The organism is Alcanivorax sp. REN37 (assembly GCF_041102775.1).
GTDB lineage: Bacteria > Pseudomonadota > Gammaproteobacteria > Pseudomonadales > Alcanivoracaceae > Isoalcanivorax > Isoalcanivorax beigongshangi.
Genome location: NZ_JBGCUO010000001.1, coordinates 1011736 through 1029809 on the forward strand (window position 1 = coordinate 1011736; position 18074 = coordinate 1029809).

The 18074-nt window shown below is 62.6% G+C and carries 15 protein-coding genes; 10 read left to right on the top strand and 5 right to left on the bottom strand.

Features of this window, described 5'->3' with window-relative positions:
* Window positions 1-83: 83 nt before the first annotated feature.
* Together fadA and fadB are read right to left on the bottom strand one after the other, a co-directional pair.
* Window positions 84-1259, bottom strand: coding sequence for an acetyl-CoA C-acyltransferase FadA (fadA, locus tag AB5I84_RS04500; RefSeq protein WP_369454662.1), 1176 nt, complete (start codon window positions 1257-1259; stop codon window positions 84-86).
* A gap of 23 nt (window positions 1260-1282) precedes the next feature.
* Window positions 1283-3433 carry a fatty acid oxidation complex subunit alpha FadB gene (fadB, locus tag AB5I84_RS04505; protein ID WP_369454663.1) on the bottom strand — a complete coding sequence of 717 codons (2151 nt, stop codon included), beginning with the start codon at window positions 3431-3433 and terminating at the stop codon, window positions 1283-1285.
* Between the two features lie 351 nt (window positions 3434-3784).
* Between fadB and recJ the strand changes: the two genes are divergently transcribed.
* From recJ to ung, 6 genes are all read left to right on the top strand, one after another.
* Window positions 3785-5494 carry a single-stranded-DNA-specific exonuclease RecJ gene (gene recJ, locus AB5I84_RS04510; RefSeq protein WP_369454664.1) on the top strand — a complete coding sequence of 570 codons (1710 nt, stop codon included), beginning with the start codon at window positions 3785-3787 and terminating at the stop codon, window positions 5492-5494.
* Between the two features lie 99 nt (window positions 5495-5593).
* Window positions 5594-5878: a DUF7352 domain-containing protein gene (locus tag AB5I84_RS04515; protein WP_369454665.1), complete on the top strand. Its 285-nt coding sequence runs from the start codon at window positions 5594-5596 to the stop codon at window positions 5876-5878.
* 91 nt (window positions 5879-5969) lie between these two features.
* Window positions 5970-7089, top strand: a protein-coding gene (prfB, locus tag AB5I84_RS04520; RefSeq protein WP_369454666.1) for a peptide chain release factor 2 whose coding sequence is annotated in 2 segments (ribosomal slippage) — window positions 5970-6041 and window positions 6043-7089 — 1119 coding nt in all. Because the reading frame shifts where the segments join, the coding sequence is not laid out codon by codon here.
* Window positions 7090-7138: 49 nt separating this feature from the next.
* Window positions 7139-8617 (top strand): lysine--tRNA ligase, encoded by a 1479-nt coding sequence (gene lysS / locus AB5I84_RS04525; RefSeq protein WP_369454667.1) that lies wholly within the window; start codon window positions 7139-7141, stop codon window positions 8615-8617.
* A gap of 40 nt (window positions 8618-8657) precedes the next feature.
* On the top strand, window positions 8658-9317 hold the full coding sequence (locus AB5I84_RS04530) for a TetR/AcrR family transcriptional regulator (protein ID WP_369454668.1): 660 nt from the start codon (window positions 8658-8660) through the stop codon (window positions 9315-9317).
* 3 nt (window positions 9318-9320) lie between these two features.
* Complete coding sequence (gene ung / locus AB5I84_RS04535; protein WP_369454669.1) at window positions 9321-10013, top strand: uracil-DNA glycosylase; 693 nt, start codon at window positions 9321-9323, stop codon at window positions 10011-10013.
* Between the two features lie 159 nt (window positions 10014-10172).
* Here ung and AB5I84_RS04540 read toward each other — a convergent pair whose 3' ends face one another.
* Window positions 10173-11069, bottom strand: coding sequence for an AraC family transcriptional regulator (locus AB5I84_RS04540; protein WP_369454670.1), 897 nt, complete (start codon window positions 11067-11069; stop codon window positions 10173-10175).
* A 132-nt stretch (window positions 11070-11201) separates the two neighbouring features.
* Between AB5I84_RS04540 and AB5I84_RS04545 the strand changes: the two genes are divergently transcribed.
* Genes AB5I84_RS04545 through AB5I84_RS04560 form a run of 4 tightly spaced genes read left to right on the top strand, consistent with a single transcriptional unit; the run spans window position 11202 to window position 15914 of the window.
* A complete protein-coding gene (locus tag AB5I84_RS04545) occupies window positions 11202-12695 on the top strand; it encodes a CoA-acylating methylmalonate-semialdehyde dehydrogenase (protein ID WP_369454671.1) in 1494 nt (497 codons plus the stop codon).
* A gap of 19 nt (window positions 12696-12714) precedes the next feature.
* Window positions 12715-13863, top strand: coding sequence for an acyl-CoA dehydrogenase family protein (locus AB5I84_RS04550; RefSeq protein ID WP_369454672.1), 1149 nt, complete (start codon window positions 12715-12717; stop codon window positions 13861-13863).
* A gap of 37 nt (window positions 13864-13900) precedes the next feature.
* Window positions 13901-14803 carry a 3-hydroxyisobutyrate dehydrogenase gene (gene mmsB / locus AB5I84_RS04555; RefSeq protein ID WP_369454673.1) on the top strand — a complete coding sequence of 301 codons (903 nt, stop codon included), beginning with the start codon at window positions 13901-13903 and terminating at the stop codon, window positions 14801-14803.
* 16 nt (window positions 14804-14819) lie between these two features.
* Window positions 14820-15914: an enoyl-CoA hydratase/isomerase family protein gene (locus AB5I84_RS04560; protein ID WP_369454674.1), complete on the top strand. Its 1095-nt coding sequence runs from the start codon at window positions 14820-14822 to the stop codon at window positions 15912-15914.
* A gap of 45 nt (window positions 15915-15959) precedes the next feature.
* On the opposite strand, the gene yihG is transcribed toward AB5I84_RS04560, so the two are convergent.
* The gene (yihG, locus tag AB5I84_RS04565) at window positions 15960-16862 is read right to left on the bottom strand and encodes a 1-acylglycerol-3-phosphate O-acyltransferase, YihG family (RefSeq protein ID WP_369454675.1); all 903 of its coding nucleotides are present in this window, start codon (window positions 16860-16862) and stop codon (window positions 15960-15962) included.
* 115 nt (window positions 16863-16977) lie between these two features.
* Window positions 16978-18000 (bottom strand): CAF17-like 4Fe-4S cluster assembly/insertion protein YgfZ, encoded by a 1023-nt coding sequence (ygfZ, locus tag AB5I84_RS04570; protein WP_369454676.1) that lies wholly within the window; start codon window positions 17998-18000, stop codon window positions 16978-16980.
* Between the last annotated feature and the right edge of the window lie 74 nt (window positions 18001-18074).

Here is an 18074-nt window from a genome sequence, read left to right on the forward strand (position 1 = left end):
CCCGCAGACATGAAAAAAAGGGACGCTTGCGCGTCCCTTTTTTTCGATCGCCGGTGCTGCCCCGTGAGCGGGGCAGCCGGACATCACACCCGCTCGATTACGGTGGCGATGCCCTGACCCAGACCGATGCACATGGTGGCCAGGCCGAGGGTGCCGCCTTTCCATTCCAGTACGTTCAGCAGGGTGCCGGTGATGCGCGCGCCGGAGCAACCCAGCGGGTGACCCAGCGCGATGGCGCCGCCGTTCAGGTTGACGCGCTCTTCCAGCTTGTCCATCAGCTTCAAGTCTTTGAGGACCGGCAGCGACTGGGCCGCGAACGCTTCGTTCAGCTCGAAGTAATCGATGTCATCGATCTTCAAGCCAGCACGGGCCAGCGCTTTCTGGGTTGCCGGCACCGGGCCGTAACCCATGATGGCGGCGTCACAGCCAGCCACCGCCATGCTGCGGATCTTGGCACGCGGCTTCAGGCCCAGCGCTTGAGCGCGTTCAGCGCTCATCACCAGCAGCGCCGAGGCGCCGTCGGACAGCGCTGAGGAGGTGCCGGCCGTCACCGTACCGTTGCGCGGATCGAACACCGGACGCAGACCTTGCAGGCCTTCGAGGGTCGTTTCCTTACGGATCACTTCGTCGATTTCGCACAGCACTTTGAAGCCGTTGGCATCGTGGCCTTCGATCGGCACGATTTCGTTCTTCCAGCGGCCTTCAACGGTGGCTTCCCAAGCTTTCTGGTGGGAGCGCACCGCGAACTCGTCCTGCTGCAGACGGCTGATGCCGTGCATGCGGCCGAGCATTTCCGCGGTCAGGCCCATCATGTTGGAGGCCTTGGCAACGTGCTTGGACGCTTCCGGGTTCAGATCAATGCCGTGATCCATGGCCACGTGGCCCATGTGCTCCACGCCGCCGACCACGAACACATCGCCGTTGCCGGTCATGATCGCTTGCGCGGCCATGTGCAGCGCCTGCATGGACGAGCCACACAGACGGTTGACGGTCTGTGCAGCGGTGGTGCGCGGCATGTCCGCCAGCAGGGCGATGTTACGGGCGATGTTCATGCCCTGTTCTTTGGTCTGGTTTACGCAGCCCCAGATCACGTCTTCAGTTTCAGCCGTGTTCCAGTTCGGGTTGCGCACACGCAGGGCGTTGATCAGTTCAGCAGACAGCTTTTCTGCACGCACGTTGCGGTACATGCCGTTGCGGGACTTGCCCATCGGCGTACGGACCGCATCGACAATCACCACGTCTTTGGGATTCAGACTCATTGTTTTATCTCCTGTGTCCGTGATCAGCCGAAGAAGGACTCGCCTTTGGCGGCCATGTCTTTCAGCATTTGCGGGGCTTGGTAAATGCCGCCCAGGTGTGCGTATTTCTCGCACAGTGCCACGAACGCTTCGGTACCGATGGAATCAATGTAACGCAGCGGGCCGCCGCGGAACGGAGGGAAGCCGATGCCGTAGATCATTGCCATGTCGGCTTCTGCTGCCGAACCCACAATGTTGTCTTCCAAGCAGCGCACGGTTTCGGTGCACAGCGGAATCATCATGCGAGCAATGATTTCTTCGTCGTCGAATTCCTTGCGCGCAGCCACGTGCGGCTGGATCAGCTCGTAGGTGGCCTCGTCGACCACTTTCTTCGGCTTGCCCTTCTTGTCTTCTTCGTAGCGGTAGAAGCCAATGCCGTTTTTCTGGCCGAGACGCTTGTTCTCGTACATCACGGTGGACACATCTTTGAAGTCGTACTGCATGCGCTCCGGGAAACCTTCCGCCATCACCGCAGCAGCGTGGACGCCGGTGTCGATGCCGACCACGTCCATCAGGTATGCCGGGCCCATCGGCCAGCCGAACTTCTCCATCACCTTGTCGACTTGCTGGAAGTCAGCACCGTCGCGCATCAGCATGCCGAAGCCGCCGAAGTACGGGAACAGCACGCGGTTCACCAGGAAGCCCGGGCAGTCGTTGACCACAACCGGGTTCTTGCCCATTTTCTGCGCGTACTTCACCAGCGTGGCGATGGTCTCGTCAGAGGTCTTCTCGGCACGGATGATTTCCACCAGCGGCATCATGTGCACCGGGTTGAAGAAGTGCATGCCGGCAAAGTTTTCCGGCTTCTTCAGCGCCGAGGCCAAGCGGGTGATGGAGATGGTGGAGGTGTTGGACGCGAGCACCGCGCCGTCCTTCAGATGGCCTTCAGCTTCGGCCAGCACGGACTGCTTGATTTTCTCGTTCTCGACCACCGCTTCCACGACCACGTCAACGTTGCCGAAGTCGCCGTAGTTCAGGGTCGGGCGGATCATGGACAGCGTTTTGCCCATGGTCGGTGCGTCCATGCGCTTGCGCTCAACGCGCTTGGCCAGCAGCTTGGAGGCTTCGCCCATGCCTAGGTCCAGCGCCTTGTCGGCGATGTCCTTCATGATGATCGGGGTGCCTTTCAAAGCGCTCTGGAAGGCGATGCCGCCACCCATGATGCCTGCGCCCAGCACCGCTGCCAGGTTGATGTCCTTGGCGCCTTTCTTGACGTGCGCGCCATTGGCTTTCTTCACCGCTTGGTCGGCCAGGAACAGGCCCACCAGCGCAGTGGCTTGCGGGGTCTTGGCCACTTTGGCGAAGCCCTTGGACTCGACTTCCAGCGCTTGGTCGCGGTTCATGCCAGCGTGCTGCTGCATGACGTTAACGGCGGCCATCGGTGCCGGGTAGTTGCGGCCCGCTTGCTGCGCTACGAACGCACCGGAGGTCTGGAACGCCATCATGTTTTCCAGCGGCGGCAGGGTGATTGCGACCTGCTTTTCCAGACGCTTGGCTTGGTGGTCGATCTTGCCCGCCAGGCACTCTTTGACCAGCGCGATGGCTGCGTCTTTCAGTTGCTCCGGAGCGACCACTGCATCGACCACGCCATCTTTCAGGGCACGATCAGCTTTGTGCTGGCCACCGGCAGCGATCCACTCCACGGCGTTGTCGACACCGATCACGCGCGGCAGGCGCACGGTGCCGCCGAAGCCCGGGAACAGGCCCAGCTTCACTTCCGGCAGGCCCACTTGGGCCACGGTGCTGGCAACGCGGAAGTCGCAGGACAGCGCCATTTCCAGGCCGCCACCAAGCGCAATGCCGTTGATGGCGCAGACGGTCGGGAACGGCAGGTCTTCGATACCGTTGAACGCCTGATTGGCACGCAGTGCCCAGCTGGCAATTTCATCTTCCGGCAGCTTGAACATCTCAGTGAATTCGGTGATGTCGGCGCCGACGATGAAGACGTTCTTGCCGGAGGTGACGATCAAGCCTTTGACGTTGCCGTCAGCCTTAAGGGCTGCGCCAGCTTCAGTCAGTTCTTGAACGGTCGCCTGGTTGAACTTGTTGACGGACTCGCCCTGAAGATCGAACTTCAGTTCGGCGATGCCGTCGTCCAGCATCTGGACGCTGACGGCCTTGCCTGAGTAGATCATGACGATGCTCTCCAGTTGGTGTCAGGGAAGAAGTGCCACAGTGCTCGGCGCTGCTGCCGACTTCCCATTTCTTAAAATCGCCATGCCGTGAAGGTGGCCCCGGTGGGCCGCACGACATTCATGTGAGTGTATGCTCACATTTTTGTGCCCAGTTAGAACCTTCCTTGGGCAGCGGCTGGTCAGTATAGGGGATGCGTGCCCTTTCTAAAGCCCTCGTCCGGGCGAGATTTGTGACTCGCGGGTTTCGCCGCGCCAACGGCGTGGGCCGCAGCAGCGCCGGCGCAGGCTGTTATACTGCGGCGCCGGCCGCTGCCGCACCGCGGTTTTCGTTGTATCAGGATGTGTCCGCTCATGAGCTTGCCCCAGATTCGCCGCCGTCCGGTTCCCGATGTGGTGCTGCCGTCGGTGCCGCCCTTGTTGGCCCGTATTCTCGCCGCTCGCGGTGTCAGTTCTGAGTCCGAGCTGGATCTATCGTTGCAGCAACTGCCGGCGCCGGATTGCCTGCCCGGCCTCGACGCCGCAGTGGCCTTGCTGCTGCAAGCGCGTGCCCAGCAGTGGACGGTGCTGATCGTCGGCGATTACGACGCCGACGGCGCTACCGCCACCGCGTTGCTGTGGCGCGGGCTGCAATGGCTGGGGTTGGCGCAACCTCAATTCCTGGTGCCGGACCGCTTCATTTATGGCTACGGCTTGTCCGAGGCGATCGTTGAGCTGGCCTGCCAGCAGGGCACACCGGATTTGATCATCACGGTGGACAACGGCATCGCCAGCATTGATGGCGTGGCGGCCGCCCGCGCCGCCGGCATCCGGGTGCTGATTACCGACCACCACTTGCCCGGCGAGGCCCTGCCCGAGGCCGATGCCATCGTGAATCCGCGGTTGGTGACCGATCACCCGCTGGCCAACCTGGCCGGTGTCGGTGTGGCCTTCTATGTGCTGATGGCGCTGCGCGCGGCGCTGCGCGAGCAGGGGCAGCCGGCCGCCGCGCCACTGGCAGAACTGCTGGATTTGGTGGCGGTGGGCACGGTGGCGGATGTGGTGCCGCTGTGCGCCGTCAACCGCGCGCTGGTGGAGCAAGGGCTGCGGCGCATTCGTGCCGGCCGGGCCTGCGCCGGGGTACGAGCGCTACTGCAGGTGTCCGGGCGCGAACCGGCCCTGCTGACCGCCACTGATTTAGGTTTTGTGGTTGGGCCGCGCATCAACGCCGCTGGCCGTTTGGCCGATATGCGGCTCGGCATCGCCTGTCTGCTGGCGGATGACGACGTCGAAGCTTTGGCCCACGCCGGCGAGTTGGACCGCATCAACCGTGAACGGCGGGTGATCGAGCAGGGCATGCGCGATGCTGCAGAGCAGCAAGTGGCACAGCTCACCGAACGTGGCGCCGCTGCGCCGCTGGGGGTTTGTCTGTATGACCCGCACTGGCACGAGGGCGTGGTGGGGCTGCTGGCGTCGCGGGTGAAGGAGCGTTTGCACCGACCGGTGGTGGCGCTGGCGCCGGCCCAGCAGCCGGGCATGTTGAAGGGTTCCGGGCGCTCAATTCCGGGCCTGCATTTGCGCGATGTGCTCGACCGGGTGGCCACTCGCCACCCGGGCTTGCTGCACCGCTTCGGCGGCCACGCCATGGCGGCCGGTTTGACCATGGCGGAAGCCGACTTGCCTGCCTTCACCGCCGCGTTCAGTGACGCGGTGGCAGAGCTGGCATTGCCGGGCTGTTTTGATCCGGTGCTGGACAGTGACGGCCCGCTCGCTGCCACCGACGTCACGCTGTCGGTGGCGGAACTGTTGCAGCGTGCCTATCCCTGGGGACAAGGCTTTGCGCCGCCGCTGTTCGATGGCGAGTTTGAAGTGCTTAACGCCCGCGTGGTGGGTGAACGGCACCTGAAGCTAACGCTGGGATTGCCGGATACCGGCGCGGTGGTAGACGCCATTCATTTCGGCGCTGACGAGGCGCTGCTGGCTCAACAGCCGACACGAGTGCAGGGGTTGTACCGCTTGGAAGTGAACCAGTGGCAGGGCCGGCGCTCGGTGCAGTTGGTGTTCCAGCACCTCATCGGCCACTGAGCGGACGGCTAGTTTCCGCTGCGGGGGCAAGGTAGCATCCCGTTCTTGATGTCGGCTCCCACAAGCTGCCGGCAATGCCAAAACCGGGAGATCCCCTGCATGAAAACCATCATGAAGCACCGCCTAAGTACAAAAAATGACGTGCAACGTATCAAGCTTCCCGAAGAAGGCATCGTCCGCGAGGTGGCGTTCAGCTACCAAGAGCGGGACCTGTGCCTGTGGGTGGAAGTGCCCGCCGGTTCCGTGCTCGATAACAGCGCCGTCGAACGCTCTTTCAAGGTATTCCGTACCGGTGACGGTATTCCTGACAACGCCCGCTATATCGGCTCGGCGCTGGAAGTGATGCGTCCCGACGCATTCCACGTATTCGAACTGTTCGAATAATCCGTCCGCCTCGCCATCCGGGCGTGTAATCGTTAGAATTCACGCCCTTTGCGGCGCCCGCCGCAGACAGCACACTCCGGAATCCGAGGCTATGGAAATCAATCCACTGCGCAATCAGCTCGCAGACCTCAAGGCGCGTACCGAAGCGCTGAGGGGGTATCTTTGACTACGCTAACAAAAGCGAACGTCTGATCGAGGTTCAGCGGGAACTCGAAGATCCCGCCGTCTGGAACAAACCCGAATACGCCCAAGGCTTGGGGCGCGAACGTGCCCAGCTCGAGCATGTGGTGGAAACCATCGACACCCTGACCCGTGGCTTTGACGACAGCGAGGCGATGCTGGAGTTGGCCGTGGACGAGCAGGACGAGGACATGCTCGAAGAGCTGCACCGCGACCTCGATGGCCTTGAGGCGCAAGTGGAAACTCTCGAATTCCGCCGCATGTTCTCTGGCGAAATGGACAGCAGCAATGCCTACCTGGACATCCAGGCCGGTTCCGGCGGTACCGAAGCCCAGGATTGGGCCGAGATGCTGCTGCGCATGTTCCTGCGTTTCGCTGAAGACAAAGGCTTCAAAACCGAAATCGTGGAAGCCTCCGCCGGTGATGTGGCCGGCATCAAGAGTGCCACCGTGCATGTGCAGGGCGACCACGCCTACGGCTGGCTACGCACTGAAACCGGCGTGCACCGGTTGGTGCGCAAGTCGCCGTTCGACTCCGGTGGCCGCCGTCACACCTCGTTCACCTCGGTATTCGTGTCGCCGGAAGTGGATGACGACATCCATGTCGACATCGACCCGAGCAAGGTGCGCACTGATACCTACCGCGCGTCCGGCGCCGGTGGCCAGCACGTGAACCGGACCGACTCCGCGGTGCGGCTCACCTATGTGTTCAAAGACCCGGACTCCGGCGAAGAACACACTGTGGTGACGCAGTGCCAAAACGGCCGCTCCCAGCACCAGAACCGCGATGAAGCGTGGCGCATGCTGCGCGCCCGTGTTTACGAGTTGGAAGTGCAGAAACGCAACGCCGAGAAGCAGCGTTTGGAAAACTCCAAGTCTGACATCGGCTGGGGCAGCCAGATTCGCTCCTACGTGCTCGACGACGCGCGGGTGAAGGATTTGCGCACCAACGTCGAAACCCGCAACACCCAGGCCGTGCTCGACGGCGCACTGGACCAATTTATTCAGGCCTCCTTGAAGTCCGGGTTGTGACCCGGACTGGCCATCTCGGCGCCCCGGCGCGCCTCAGCAGGAATTAGGCATGACAGACGACACCCTCCAGCACCACGATGACAACCGACTGATCGCCGAGCGCCGCGAGAAGCTCCAGCAGCTACGCGCCGACGGCCAGGCCTTCCCCAATCAGTTCCGCCCGGACAGCCTGGCCACGGAACTGCTCGCCCAGTACGGCGAGCTGAGCAAGGAAGAGCTGGAACAGAAGGCGATCGTGGTGGCGGTGGCGGGGCGGCTGATGCTCGATCGCAAGGCGTTCAAGGTGCTGCAGGACCGCAGCGGCCGCATTCAGGTGTATGCCACCAAGGATGTGCAGCAGGCCACCCGTCACTGGGACTTGGGCGACATCGTTGGCGTGCGCGGCGTGCTGTGCAAATCCGGCAAAGGTGATCTGTACGTGATGATGGATGAGCACCAGCTGCTGACCAAATCACTGCGGCCGCTGCCGGAAAAGCACAAGGGCTTGACCGACACCGAGACTCGTTATCGTCAGCGCTACGTTGATCTGATGACCAACGACGACACGCGCAAGACGTTCCAAATCCGTGGCCAGGTGATCCGCGGCATCCGCCGTTATCTGGAGGAGCGTGGCTTCTACGAAGCAGAAACGCCGATGCTGCAGGTGATTCCCGGTGGCGCCAGCGCGCGGCCGTTCATCACCCACCACAACAGTCTGGATCTGGACATGTACCTGCGCATTGCGCCGGAGCTGTACCTGAAGCGGCTGGTGGTGGGCGGCTTTGAGCGGGTGTTTGAGATTAACCGCAATTTCCGCAACGAAGGGCTGTCCACCCGCCACAACCCGGAGTTCACCATGGTGGAGTTCTATCAGGCCTACGCCGATTACCGCGACCTGATGGACCTCACTGAAGACATGCTGCGCACCATCGCCTTGGAGGTGCTCGGCAGCACCGAAGTGCCGTACCAGGGCCACAGCTTCGACTTCGGCAAGCCATTTGCGCGCATGACGGTGTTCGACTCGATCCTGCACTTCAACCCGGACATCAGTGCCGCCACGCTGGCTGATGAAGCCGCTGCGCGCGCGCTGGCCTTGTCGATGGGGCTGAAGATCAAAGACAGCGATGGCCTCGGCAAGATCCAGATCGAGATCTTTGAGGAGACGGTGGAGCACCGCCTGCTGCAGCCGACCTTCATCACTGCGTACCCCACCGAGGTGTCGCCGCTGGCGCGCCGCAGTGACGCCGATCCCTTCGTCACTGACCGTTTCGAGTTCTTTGTTGGTGGCCGCGAGATTGCCAATGGTTTCTCTGAGCTGAACGACGCCGAAGATCAGGCCGAGCGCTTCCGCCGCCAGGCGCAGGACAAGGACGCCGGTGACCTGGAAGCCATGTTTTACGATGATGACTACATCGTGGCGCTGGAATACGGCATGCCGCCCACCGCAGGTGAAGGCATCGGTATTGATCGGTTGGTCATGCTATTTACTGATTCGCCGTCCATCCGCGATGTGATTCTCTTCCCGCACATGCGACCGTTGAGCTCTTAGCGTCGGGGTCGGGACGCGTCATCCATCAAGGTTGGAAACGATGAACAGTGTGATTCAGTACCAAGGACGAAAGGCTCGCCGCGCGGGCAGTGAACAGCGTCGCCGTGCCATTCTGGAGGCGGCGCTGCGGATCATCATCCGCGATGGGGTACGCAGCGTGCGGCACCGGGCGGTGGCAAAGGAAGCGGATGTGCCACTGTCTGCCACCACCTACTACTTCAAGGACATCACCGACCTCATCGCTGATACCTTCACGCTTTTTGCTGAGCAGGCAATGAGTGACGTGATCGGCCCGTTCCGCGACCAAGCGTTCGAGTTGATCGGCCAGCTGGACGTGAACGGCGTCGACGCCGACAAGAAAGCGGCGGTGCTGGCGGCGCTGGCGGATGCCACCGCCGACTACATCCTGCGCCAAGTGCGCGAGCAACGTGACCACCTGATCGCCGAACAAGCGTTCTTCATGGAAGCGGTGTTGGATGAGCGGCTGCGCAAGCTGGCGGAGAACTACAAAGCAGAGCAGCTAAAAGTGCTGCGCCAAGCCTGTGAGCGCATCGGCGCCGGCCAGCCGCAAGAAGCGGCGGAGCTGATCTATGCCGACCTGTCCGGCATCGAACTGGATCTGTTGGTGGCGCCGCAGCGTCTTGGCGATGCCGACGTGCGCGAGCGCATTCGTTATCTGTTCCGGGTGGTGATGTCGTAAATCATGTCTGCAGCGCGCCCGATCCAGCTCACCCCCGCTTGGCAGCAGGTGCTGTCCGAGGAATTCGACACCGAGTACATGGCGCAGCTGCGGGCGTTTCTGCAACAGGAAAAGCGTGACGGGCAGGAGATCTATCCGCCCGGCGCGCAGATGTTCAATGCGCTCAACACCACGCCCTTTGACCACGTCAAAGTGGTCATCATCGGCCAAGATCCCTACCACGGGCCGGGTCAGGCACACGGCCTGAGTTTCTCGGTGCCGGCCGGCGTGCGGCCACCGCCCAGCCTGCAGAACATCTTCAAGGAACTGCACCGCGATCTCGGCCTGACGTTCGGCCGTGATGGCGACCTCACGGTCTGGGCTGAGCAGGGCGTGTTGCTGCTCAATGCGGTGCTGTCAGTGCGTGCGCGCCAGGCCAACTCCCACCAAGGGCGCGGCTGGGAACGCTTCACCGACGCGGTGATTGATCGCCTCAATCGCGAACGTAGCGGGTTGGTGTTCCTGCTGTGGGGCAGCTACGCGCAGAAGAAGGGTGCGCTGATCGACCGTGAGCGCCACTGCGTGCTGACAGCGCCGCATCCGTCGCCGCTGTCAGCGCACCGCGGTTTTATTGGCTGCGGGCACTTTTCCGCCACCAATGACTACCTTCAGCGTCAGGGTATGTCGCCCATCGATTGGTCACTGCCGTCCCGTTAAGCGGGAATGGTTACGTGATGTTTACACTCGTTTACACAGCAATCTAAGAATAAAGTACCAGTTGTTTTTCGGCTCCAAAAAACCGCTAACTTGCTGTTTTACAGAGCTTTAACCTCTCATTTTTCGCCTTTCCATTTTACAAATACAGCCGTGCGCTCGTCAGTCTCTTTGCCGATAGCGACTGGGGCTGGTGCCGGTGGTGCTGCGGAACACCCGCGAAAAATAGTAGGGGTCGTCAAAGCCGCAGGCAGCGGCCACATCCGCCACGGTAGCGTCGGAGGTGTCCAGCAGATAGCAGGCCCGAGCCACTTTCATGCGCAGAAACGCCTTCACCGGTGTCTCGCCGGTTTGGGCGCGGTACTGGCGGATGAATTGGTAGCGCGACTCGATACCGGCGGCGGCGGCTAGATCCTCCAGCGTCAGCCGCTGATCCAAATGCGCCTGCATGTAACGGTGCAGTGCTTCCACATCAATACCGCGGGGGCCGGCCGGCGGGCGTCGGCGCAACAGCGTGGCGTAGCTCAGCAGGGTACGGCACAGGTGCGCGGCGAACAGGAACGCATCGATCTGCGTGGTGGCGCGGGTATGTTCCAGCAACTGATGGAAGTACTGCACCATCTGCTCGTTCAGTCCCAGTCCTAGGCAACTGGCAGCGTCCGGGTCCAGCTCGGCCATTTGCCGTGCGGCCAGCGGTCCGCCCAGATGCACCCAGTACAGGCTCCAAGGCGATTCCCCGCGCGCGCCATAGGCGTGTGGCCGGCCGGCGGGTAGCACCAGTAAATCTCCAGCACTGACAGTGCCTTGGTGTGCCCCGGTGTCGTACCAACCCTCACCTTCTACGCAATAAATCACCAGATGGTCCGCCGGGCTCGGACGCCGCATTTGGTGCCCCAAAGCAGCGGGATAAAACCCCATGGCCAGCGGGTGCAGCCCTTGTGAAAGAGGGTGATGGGACAGTGCTTGGAGCAGCTCTGGCGGCAGCAGGATGCGCTCGCCGTGGCCGGTGAGCGGCCAGTTGGAGGTTTCCGCCCAGGCGGGCAGTCCAGGGTGGTTCATGCAATAAAATCCATCATGGGCAACTTTCGCCATCTTACGACAGGGGCCGCTTGTGTTAAAACTTCGCCACATCCGCGCTAAACCATCGGCGCGCCGATACCGCTGCCGACGCACAACAAGAGGAAAGGCATCATGACCCATATCGTTCCCCACCTGATCAACGGTGAGTTCACCACCGGCGCCGCCAGCCAACTGCTGGACGTCACCAACCCGGCCACCCAGGAAGTGTTGGCCAAAGTCCCGTTCGCCACCCATGACGAAGTGGAGCAGGCGGTGGCTAGCGCCCACGCCGCGTACCTGACCTGGCGCGAAGTGCCGGTGCCGGAGCGGGCGCGGGTGATGATGCGTTACCAACATCTGCTCAAGCAGCACCACGATGAACTGGCGGAAATCCTCGCCAAAGAAACCGGCAAGACCTTTGCCGACGCCAAGGGCGACATCTGGCGCGGCATCGAAGTGGTCGAGCAGGCCGCCAACATTCCGGCGCTGATGATGGGCGAAACCGTGGAAAACGTTGCCCGCGCGGTGGATACCCACTCTTGGATCCAGCCGCTGGGCGTGTGCGTCGGCATCACCCCGTTCAACTTCCCGGCCATGATCCCGCTGTGGATGTTCCCGATGGCGATTGCCTGCGGTAACGCCTTCGTCCTGAAGCCGTCCGAGCAAGACCCGATGACGCCGATGCGTCTGGCTGAACTGCTGCTGGAGGCCGGCGCCCCGCGCGACTTGCTGCAAGTGGTGCACGGTGGCCGCGAGCAGGTCGACCAACTGCTCACTCACCCGACCGTGCGCGCGGTGTCGTTCGTCGGCTCGGTGCCGGTGGGCCAGCACGTGTACCGCACCGCCACCGACAACATGAAACGCGCCCAATGTTTCGCCGGCGCCAAGAACCACTCGGTGATCATGCCGGACGCCAACGCCCAGCAAGTGGTCAACCAAATGGTGGGCGCATCGGTGGGTGCTGCGGGTCAGCGCTGTATGGCAATTTCGGTAGCGGTGTTTGTGGGCAGCGCCCGCGACATGATTCCGGCCCTGCGTGATGAGCTGGCGAAAGTGAAGCCGGGCCCGTGGGAAAAAGAAGAGTCCGCCTACGGTCCGCTGATCAGCGAAGCCGCCTACAAGCGTGTGCTGAGCCTGATCGCTTCCGGCAAGGAAGAAGGCGCTGAGTGCCTGTTGGACGGTTCTGATTGCACCGTGGACGGCTACCCCAACGGCCACTGGGTCGGCCCGACCCTGTTCACCAAGGTCACCCCGTCGATGCGCATCTACCAGGAAGAAATCTTCGGCCCGGTATTGTGCTGCGTGGAAGTGGACACCCTCGACGAGGCCATCGCACTGGTGAACGCCAACCAATACGGCAATGGCACTTCGATCTTCACTGCCAGTGGCGCCGCCGCACGCAAATACCAACACGAAGTGGAAGTGGGCCAAGTCGGCATCAACATCCCGATTCCGGTGCCGCTGCCGTTCTTCTCCTTCACCGGCTGGAAAGGCTCGTTCTTCGGCGACCTGCACGCCTACGGCAAGCAGGGTGTGCGCTTCTACACCGAAACCAAGACCGTCACCTCACGCTGGCCGGAAGACGACGTGGTGCAGGAAGCGAACATGACCATCAGCCTGAAGTAACAGACCGGGAGAGCGCGTCATGGACTTTTCACTGAGTGACGAGCAGCGCGCCTACCAGGAGACCGCGCGCCAGTTTGCCGACAAGGCACTGGCGCCGTTCGCCGCCGAGTGGGACGCCGACAGTATATTTCCGCGCGACACCCTGACCGAAGCCGGGGCACTGGGTCTGATGGGGTTGTATACCCCGGAAGACGCCGGCGGCCTCGGCCTCAGCCGGTTGGATGCGTCGCTGATCTTCGAGCAGCTGTCACAGGGCTGCACCTCGACCACCGCCTTCATCACCATCCACAACATGGCCACTTGGATGGTCGCGAGCTTCGCTGAACCTGAAGTGCGCGACCAGTGGGTGCCGCAGTTGGCGGCCGGTGAATTGCTGGCTTCTTACTGCCTCACCGAGCCGGGTGCCGGCTCCGACGCCGGATCGCTGAAAACCACCGCCCGCCGTGACGGTGATGACTACCTGATCACCGGTACCAAGGCGTTCATTTCCGGCGCCGGCAGCACCGATGTGCTGGTGTTGATGGCGCGCACCGGCGCGCCGGGACCGAAAGGCATTTCCTGCTTCTTGGTGCCGGCTGACAGTGACGGCATCAGCTACGGCCGCAACGAAGACAAGATGGGCTGGCGCAGCCAACCGACCCGGCAAATCAATTTGGAGTCGGTGCGGGTGCCGGCGCGTTACCGCATCGGGGCCGAAGGCGAAGGCTTTGCCATCGCCATGAAGGGACTCGATGGCGGCCGCATCAACATCGCCAGCTGCTCCTTGGGCACGGCCGCAGCCGCGCTGGCGCAGACGCGTCAGTACATCAGTGAGCGCGAGCAGTTTGGTCAGTCATTGTCGGAATTCCAGAGCGTGCAGTTCCGTCTGGCGGACATGGCCACCCAATATGTGGCAGCACAGCAGATGGTGCGGCTGGCAGCGTGGAAGCTCGACCAAATGGATGCCGAACGCACGCTGTTCTGTGCCATGGCCAAACGCATTGCCACTGATCTCTGCTTCGATGTCTGCAATGACGCGCTGCAGCTGCACGGTGGTTACGGCTATATCCGCGAGTACCCGCTCGAGCGGCATGTGCGCGACGCCCGGGTACACCAGATCCTTGAAGGCACCAACGAAATCATGCGCCTGATCGTGGCCCGCCGCCTGTTGGCGGGAGCCGCGCTGTAATCCGGCCATCCGATAACAACACACGGAGCGCACCCCGATGAGCAATTCCCTTCGCATCGCATTTTTCGGTATCGGCAATATGGGCGGACCGATGGCCCGCAACCTGATCAAGGCCGGCCACCAGGTCAGTGTGTTTGATCTCAGCGACAGCCTGGTCGCACAACTGGTTGAGGCCGGCGCACGCGCCGGTGGCAGCGCTGAAGGCACCGTTGAAAGTGCCGATGTGGTGATCAGCATGCTGCCGTCCGCGGCGGCAGTGGCCAATCTCTACCAAGGCGCCAATGACCTGCTGTCAGTGATCGACGCCAAGGCGCTGATCATCGACTGCTCCACCATTGATGCCGCCACCACCCGCCAAATGGCGGCGGCGGCAGCCGAGCGCGGTCGCACGCTGATTGATGCCCCGGTATCCGGCGGCGTTGGCGGCGCTGAAGCCGGCACCCTGACGTTCATCTGCGGTGGCCCGGCGGCGGCAGTAGAACAGGCACGGCCAATCCTCGCCGCCATGGGCCGCAACATTTTCCACGCCGGTGATCATGGCGCTGGGCAGATCGCCAAAATCTGCAACAACATGCTGCTGGCGATCCATATGCTCGGCACCTGCGAGGCGCTGCAATTGGGCGTCGACAACGGGCTCGATCCGGCGGTGCTGTCCGACATCATGTTGGCCAGCTCCGGCCGCAACTGGTCGCTGGAGGTCTACAACCCGTGGCCGGGTGTGATGGAAACCGCGCCGGCGTCGCGCAACTACCAAGGCGGCTTTGCCGTGGATCTGATGCTCAAAGATCTCGGTCTGGCGCTGGAAAACGTGCTGGCCGTACGCGGCAACGCACCGCTCGGTACGCTGGCGAAAAACCTCTATGGCCTGCACGCCGCACGCGGCAATGGTCGTCTGGACTTTTCCAGCATCCAGCAGATACTGGGCCGCGACCCGCAATAAGGAGCAGCGAAGCCACATGTCTGACGTCGTAGTATTTGAGCAGCTTGCCACCGCCGGCGATGCTTTCATCGGTATCGCCCGCCTCAACGCGCCCAAGTCCCTCAATGCGCTCAGCCAAGAGATGATCGACCTGCTGCTGCCGCAACTGCGGGCCTGGGCGGCCGATCCGAAACTGGCGGCGGTGTGGCTGGAAGGAGAAGGCGAGCGGGCGCTGTGTGCCGGCGGTGACATCGTCAAGATGTACGAGAGCATGCAGCCGGTGGGGGAGCGCAACCACTTCATCGAGCATTACTTTGCCACCGAGTACGAACTCGATTACCTGCTGCACAGCTTCCCCAAGCCGGTGCTGTGCTGGGCCGAGGGCGTGGTCATGGGCGGCGGCATGGGCCTGATGCAGGGCGCCTCCATGCGCTTGGTCACCGCCACCTCGCGGCTGGCGATGCCGGAAATCACCATTGGCCTGTATCCCGATGTGGGCGGCAGCTGGTTCCTCAACCGCACGCCGGGCCACACCGGATTGTTCGCGGGGCTGACCGGCGTCCACCTGAACGCTGCGGATGCACTGTTCATGGGGCTGGCGGATCACTTCATCGGCGTTGACCGTGAACAGGTGAAAGCGGCGCTGTCGGCGTTGCCGCTGTCCGGCGATGACGATGCGGATGCCCAGCATCTGCATGACGCCTTGGTGGCACTGCGCGGTGATGCACCGGCCTCTCCGGTGCGTGAGCAGTTCGATGCCATCAACGCCGCATGCGAGGCGCCGACGCTGCAACGGGTGTTGGACAACATCCTGGCCCAGGCCGAGCGCGACAAATGGTGGAGCCGCGCCGCCGGCACCCTGTCCAAGGGCTGCCCGATGACCACCCATTTGGTGTGGGAGCAACTGCGCCGTACCCGCCATCTGTCGTTGGCAGAGGCGTTCCGGTTCGAGTGGGTGATGTCGGTGCAGTGCGCCATGCACGGCGATTTCCGTGAAGGGGTGCGGGCATTGCTGATCGAGAAAGACGGCGCGCCGAAGTTCCGTCACCACACCGCAGCGGAAGTCACCGCTGAGGATGTGGCGGCGATGATGGTGATGCCGGCACCGCAGCACCCGCTGGCTGACCTCTAATCCAGCCGTGTGCACAGCTAAACCGCGCCGCTGAGTCGGCGCGGTTTAGCGCTGGCGCTGCTCAGCGGCCAGCTCCTGTTTAATGACGCCAATGCGCGCGTCTTTTTCCTGCCACAACTCTTTCAACCACTGGTGGAAGGCCACCCGGTAAGCGGCATCGTTCTCGTAGTCGCCGCGCAGGCTGTCGGTGAGTGGCAGTACACGAATATCCACCACCACCTTGCGCACCCGGCCGCACAGCAGATCGCCAAAACCCGGCGCCGGCTGGTCCGGGTACACCACCGTCATGTCCAGAATCGCATCCAGGCTGTCACCCAGCGCGCCGAGCACAAACGCCATGCCGCCGGCCTTCGGTTTGAGCAAGTAACTGTGCGGTGAGCGCTGGCGCGCCTGTTTTTCCGGCGTGAAGCGGGTGCCTTCCAAGTAATTGACGATGGTCACCGGCATGTGGCGAAACTTCTCGCACGCTTGGCGGGTGATCTCCATGTCCTTGCCGCGCAGTTCCGGGCGCTTGGCCAGTACTGACTTCGGATAGCGCTTCATGAACGGGTAATCCAGCGCCCAGAACGCCAGCCCGAGGAACGGAATCCAGATCAATTCCTGTTTCAGGAAAAATTTGAAGTACGGCGTCTTGCGATTGAGCGCCTGCATCAGCGCCGGAATATCAACCCAGCTCTGATGGTTGCAGATTACCAAATAGGAGGTGTCGCGGCGCAGTGATTCAGTGCCACGAATGTCCCACTGCACCGGCGTGAAGAACGCGAAAATACCACGGCAGAGTTGCGCCCAGCTTTCCGCGATCCACATCAGTAGGCGTGAGCAGAGTCGCTGCCACGCTGGCAGCGGAATCAGCTTCAGCAGTGCCACCAGCATCATCGGGATGAACATCATCACCGTTGCCAGCAACAGCAGTGGGGTGGTCACCAGACCGGTCAACCAGGCTTTCATGGTGCGGCGCTCCTGCGGCCGCCCGACCCGCGGCCGGGCACAAAGCGGAAAGCCTGCAATAAATCAAAATCCGCCGGCCCAAGCGAAGAAAACATCGTAACGCTTCATTGCACCGTCACTTTTCCGGCAGTGGATAGGGCAGCGGTTGCGGCGTGGCCTGCAGCGCGCCCCACGGCTCCAGATGCAAATCGCCGTCATGGCTTAGGCGCACCACCACCAGCGCTTCCACCGCATCGTCAGCGGCTACCGCCATCACTACCTCACCCAGCGCGCGGCCGGCGTCGCTGCGCACCACGGCGCCGGGAGCCGGTAAACGGGTGGCATCGGGCCAGCGATAGCGCTGCATGCGCTGTTTCATCTCGCCCTTGAAGTGCATGCGGGCAACGATTTCCTGGCCGGTGTAGCAACCCTTACGGAAGCTGACGCCCTCGGACACATCGAAATTCAACGCCTGCGGCAGGAACAGGTCTTCGGCGCCGGGCAGCAGCTCGCCGTCACCGGCGACGATGCTCGCGAGGCGGGCGCCATCATCAGCACAAGGCGTACGCGCTTCGACCAACATTGGCCATCGTTCCATGGCCGCTTCTGCAGGCAGGATGACCAAGGTGCGGCGGCCGTCCAGTCGCGCCACGGTGATGTCACCTTCCACCACCACATGGTCCGGCAGCGGCTGTGGCAGGCGCGCCTGATGCAAGCTGTGCTCCAGAGTGTCGGGTGTGTCGTCCACCAACATCAGCACCACGCGCGGGTCGTCGGTGAGCGTGGCTTTGGAGAACACCATGTATTTGCCAAGCATTCTCTTTGCGTCGTCGGCGCTCTGCGCAGTGGGCAGCAGCAGATCGACACCGCCCTCGGCGGCCGGCAAGAGACGAGCGCTGAATAGGCCGCGGCCTTTCAGGCTCAAATGCATCGTCGGCAACGGCCGTTGTTCGCTCAGCAAGCGCACATCAGCGGTCACCTGCCCCTGCAAAAAGGTGGCGGCGTCGGCGCCGCGCAATGCCAGCACCTGGCTTTGGGCCATCACCGCCAGCAGCGGTACAGCGGGGGTCGGGCTGGCCTCAGCAAAACCTAGCAGCAGGCCGTCGCCGTCGCGGCGCGCTCCCTGCTGGTCGAGAAACACATTCCAGTGATCAGTCATTGCGCTGCTCCTGACAACAATGCGCGGGGCGGCCCGGCAGACAGTAGGACCGCTGATGATAGATAATGCGCGCC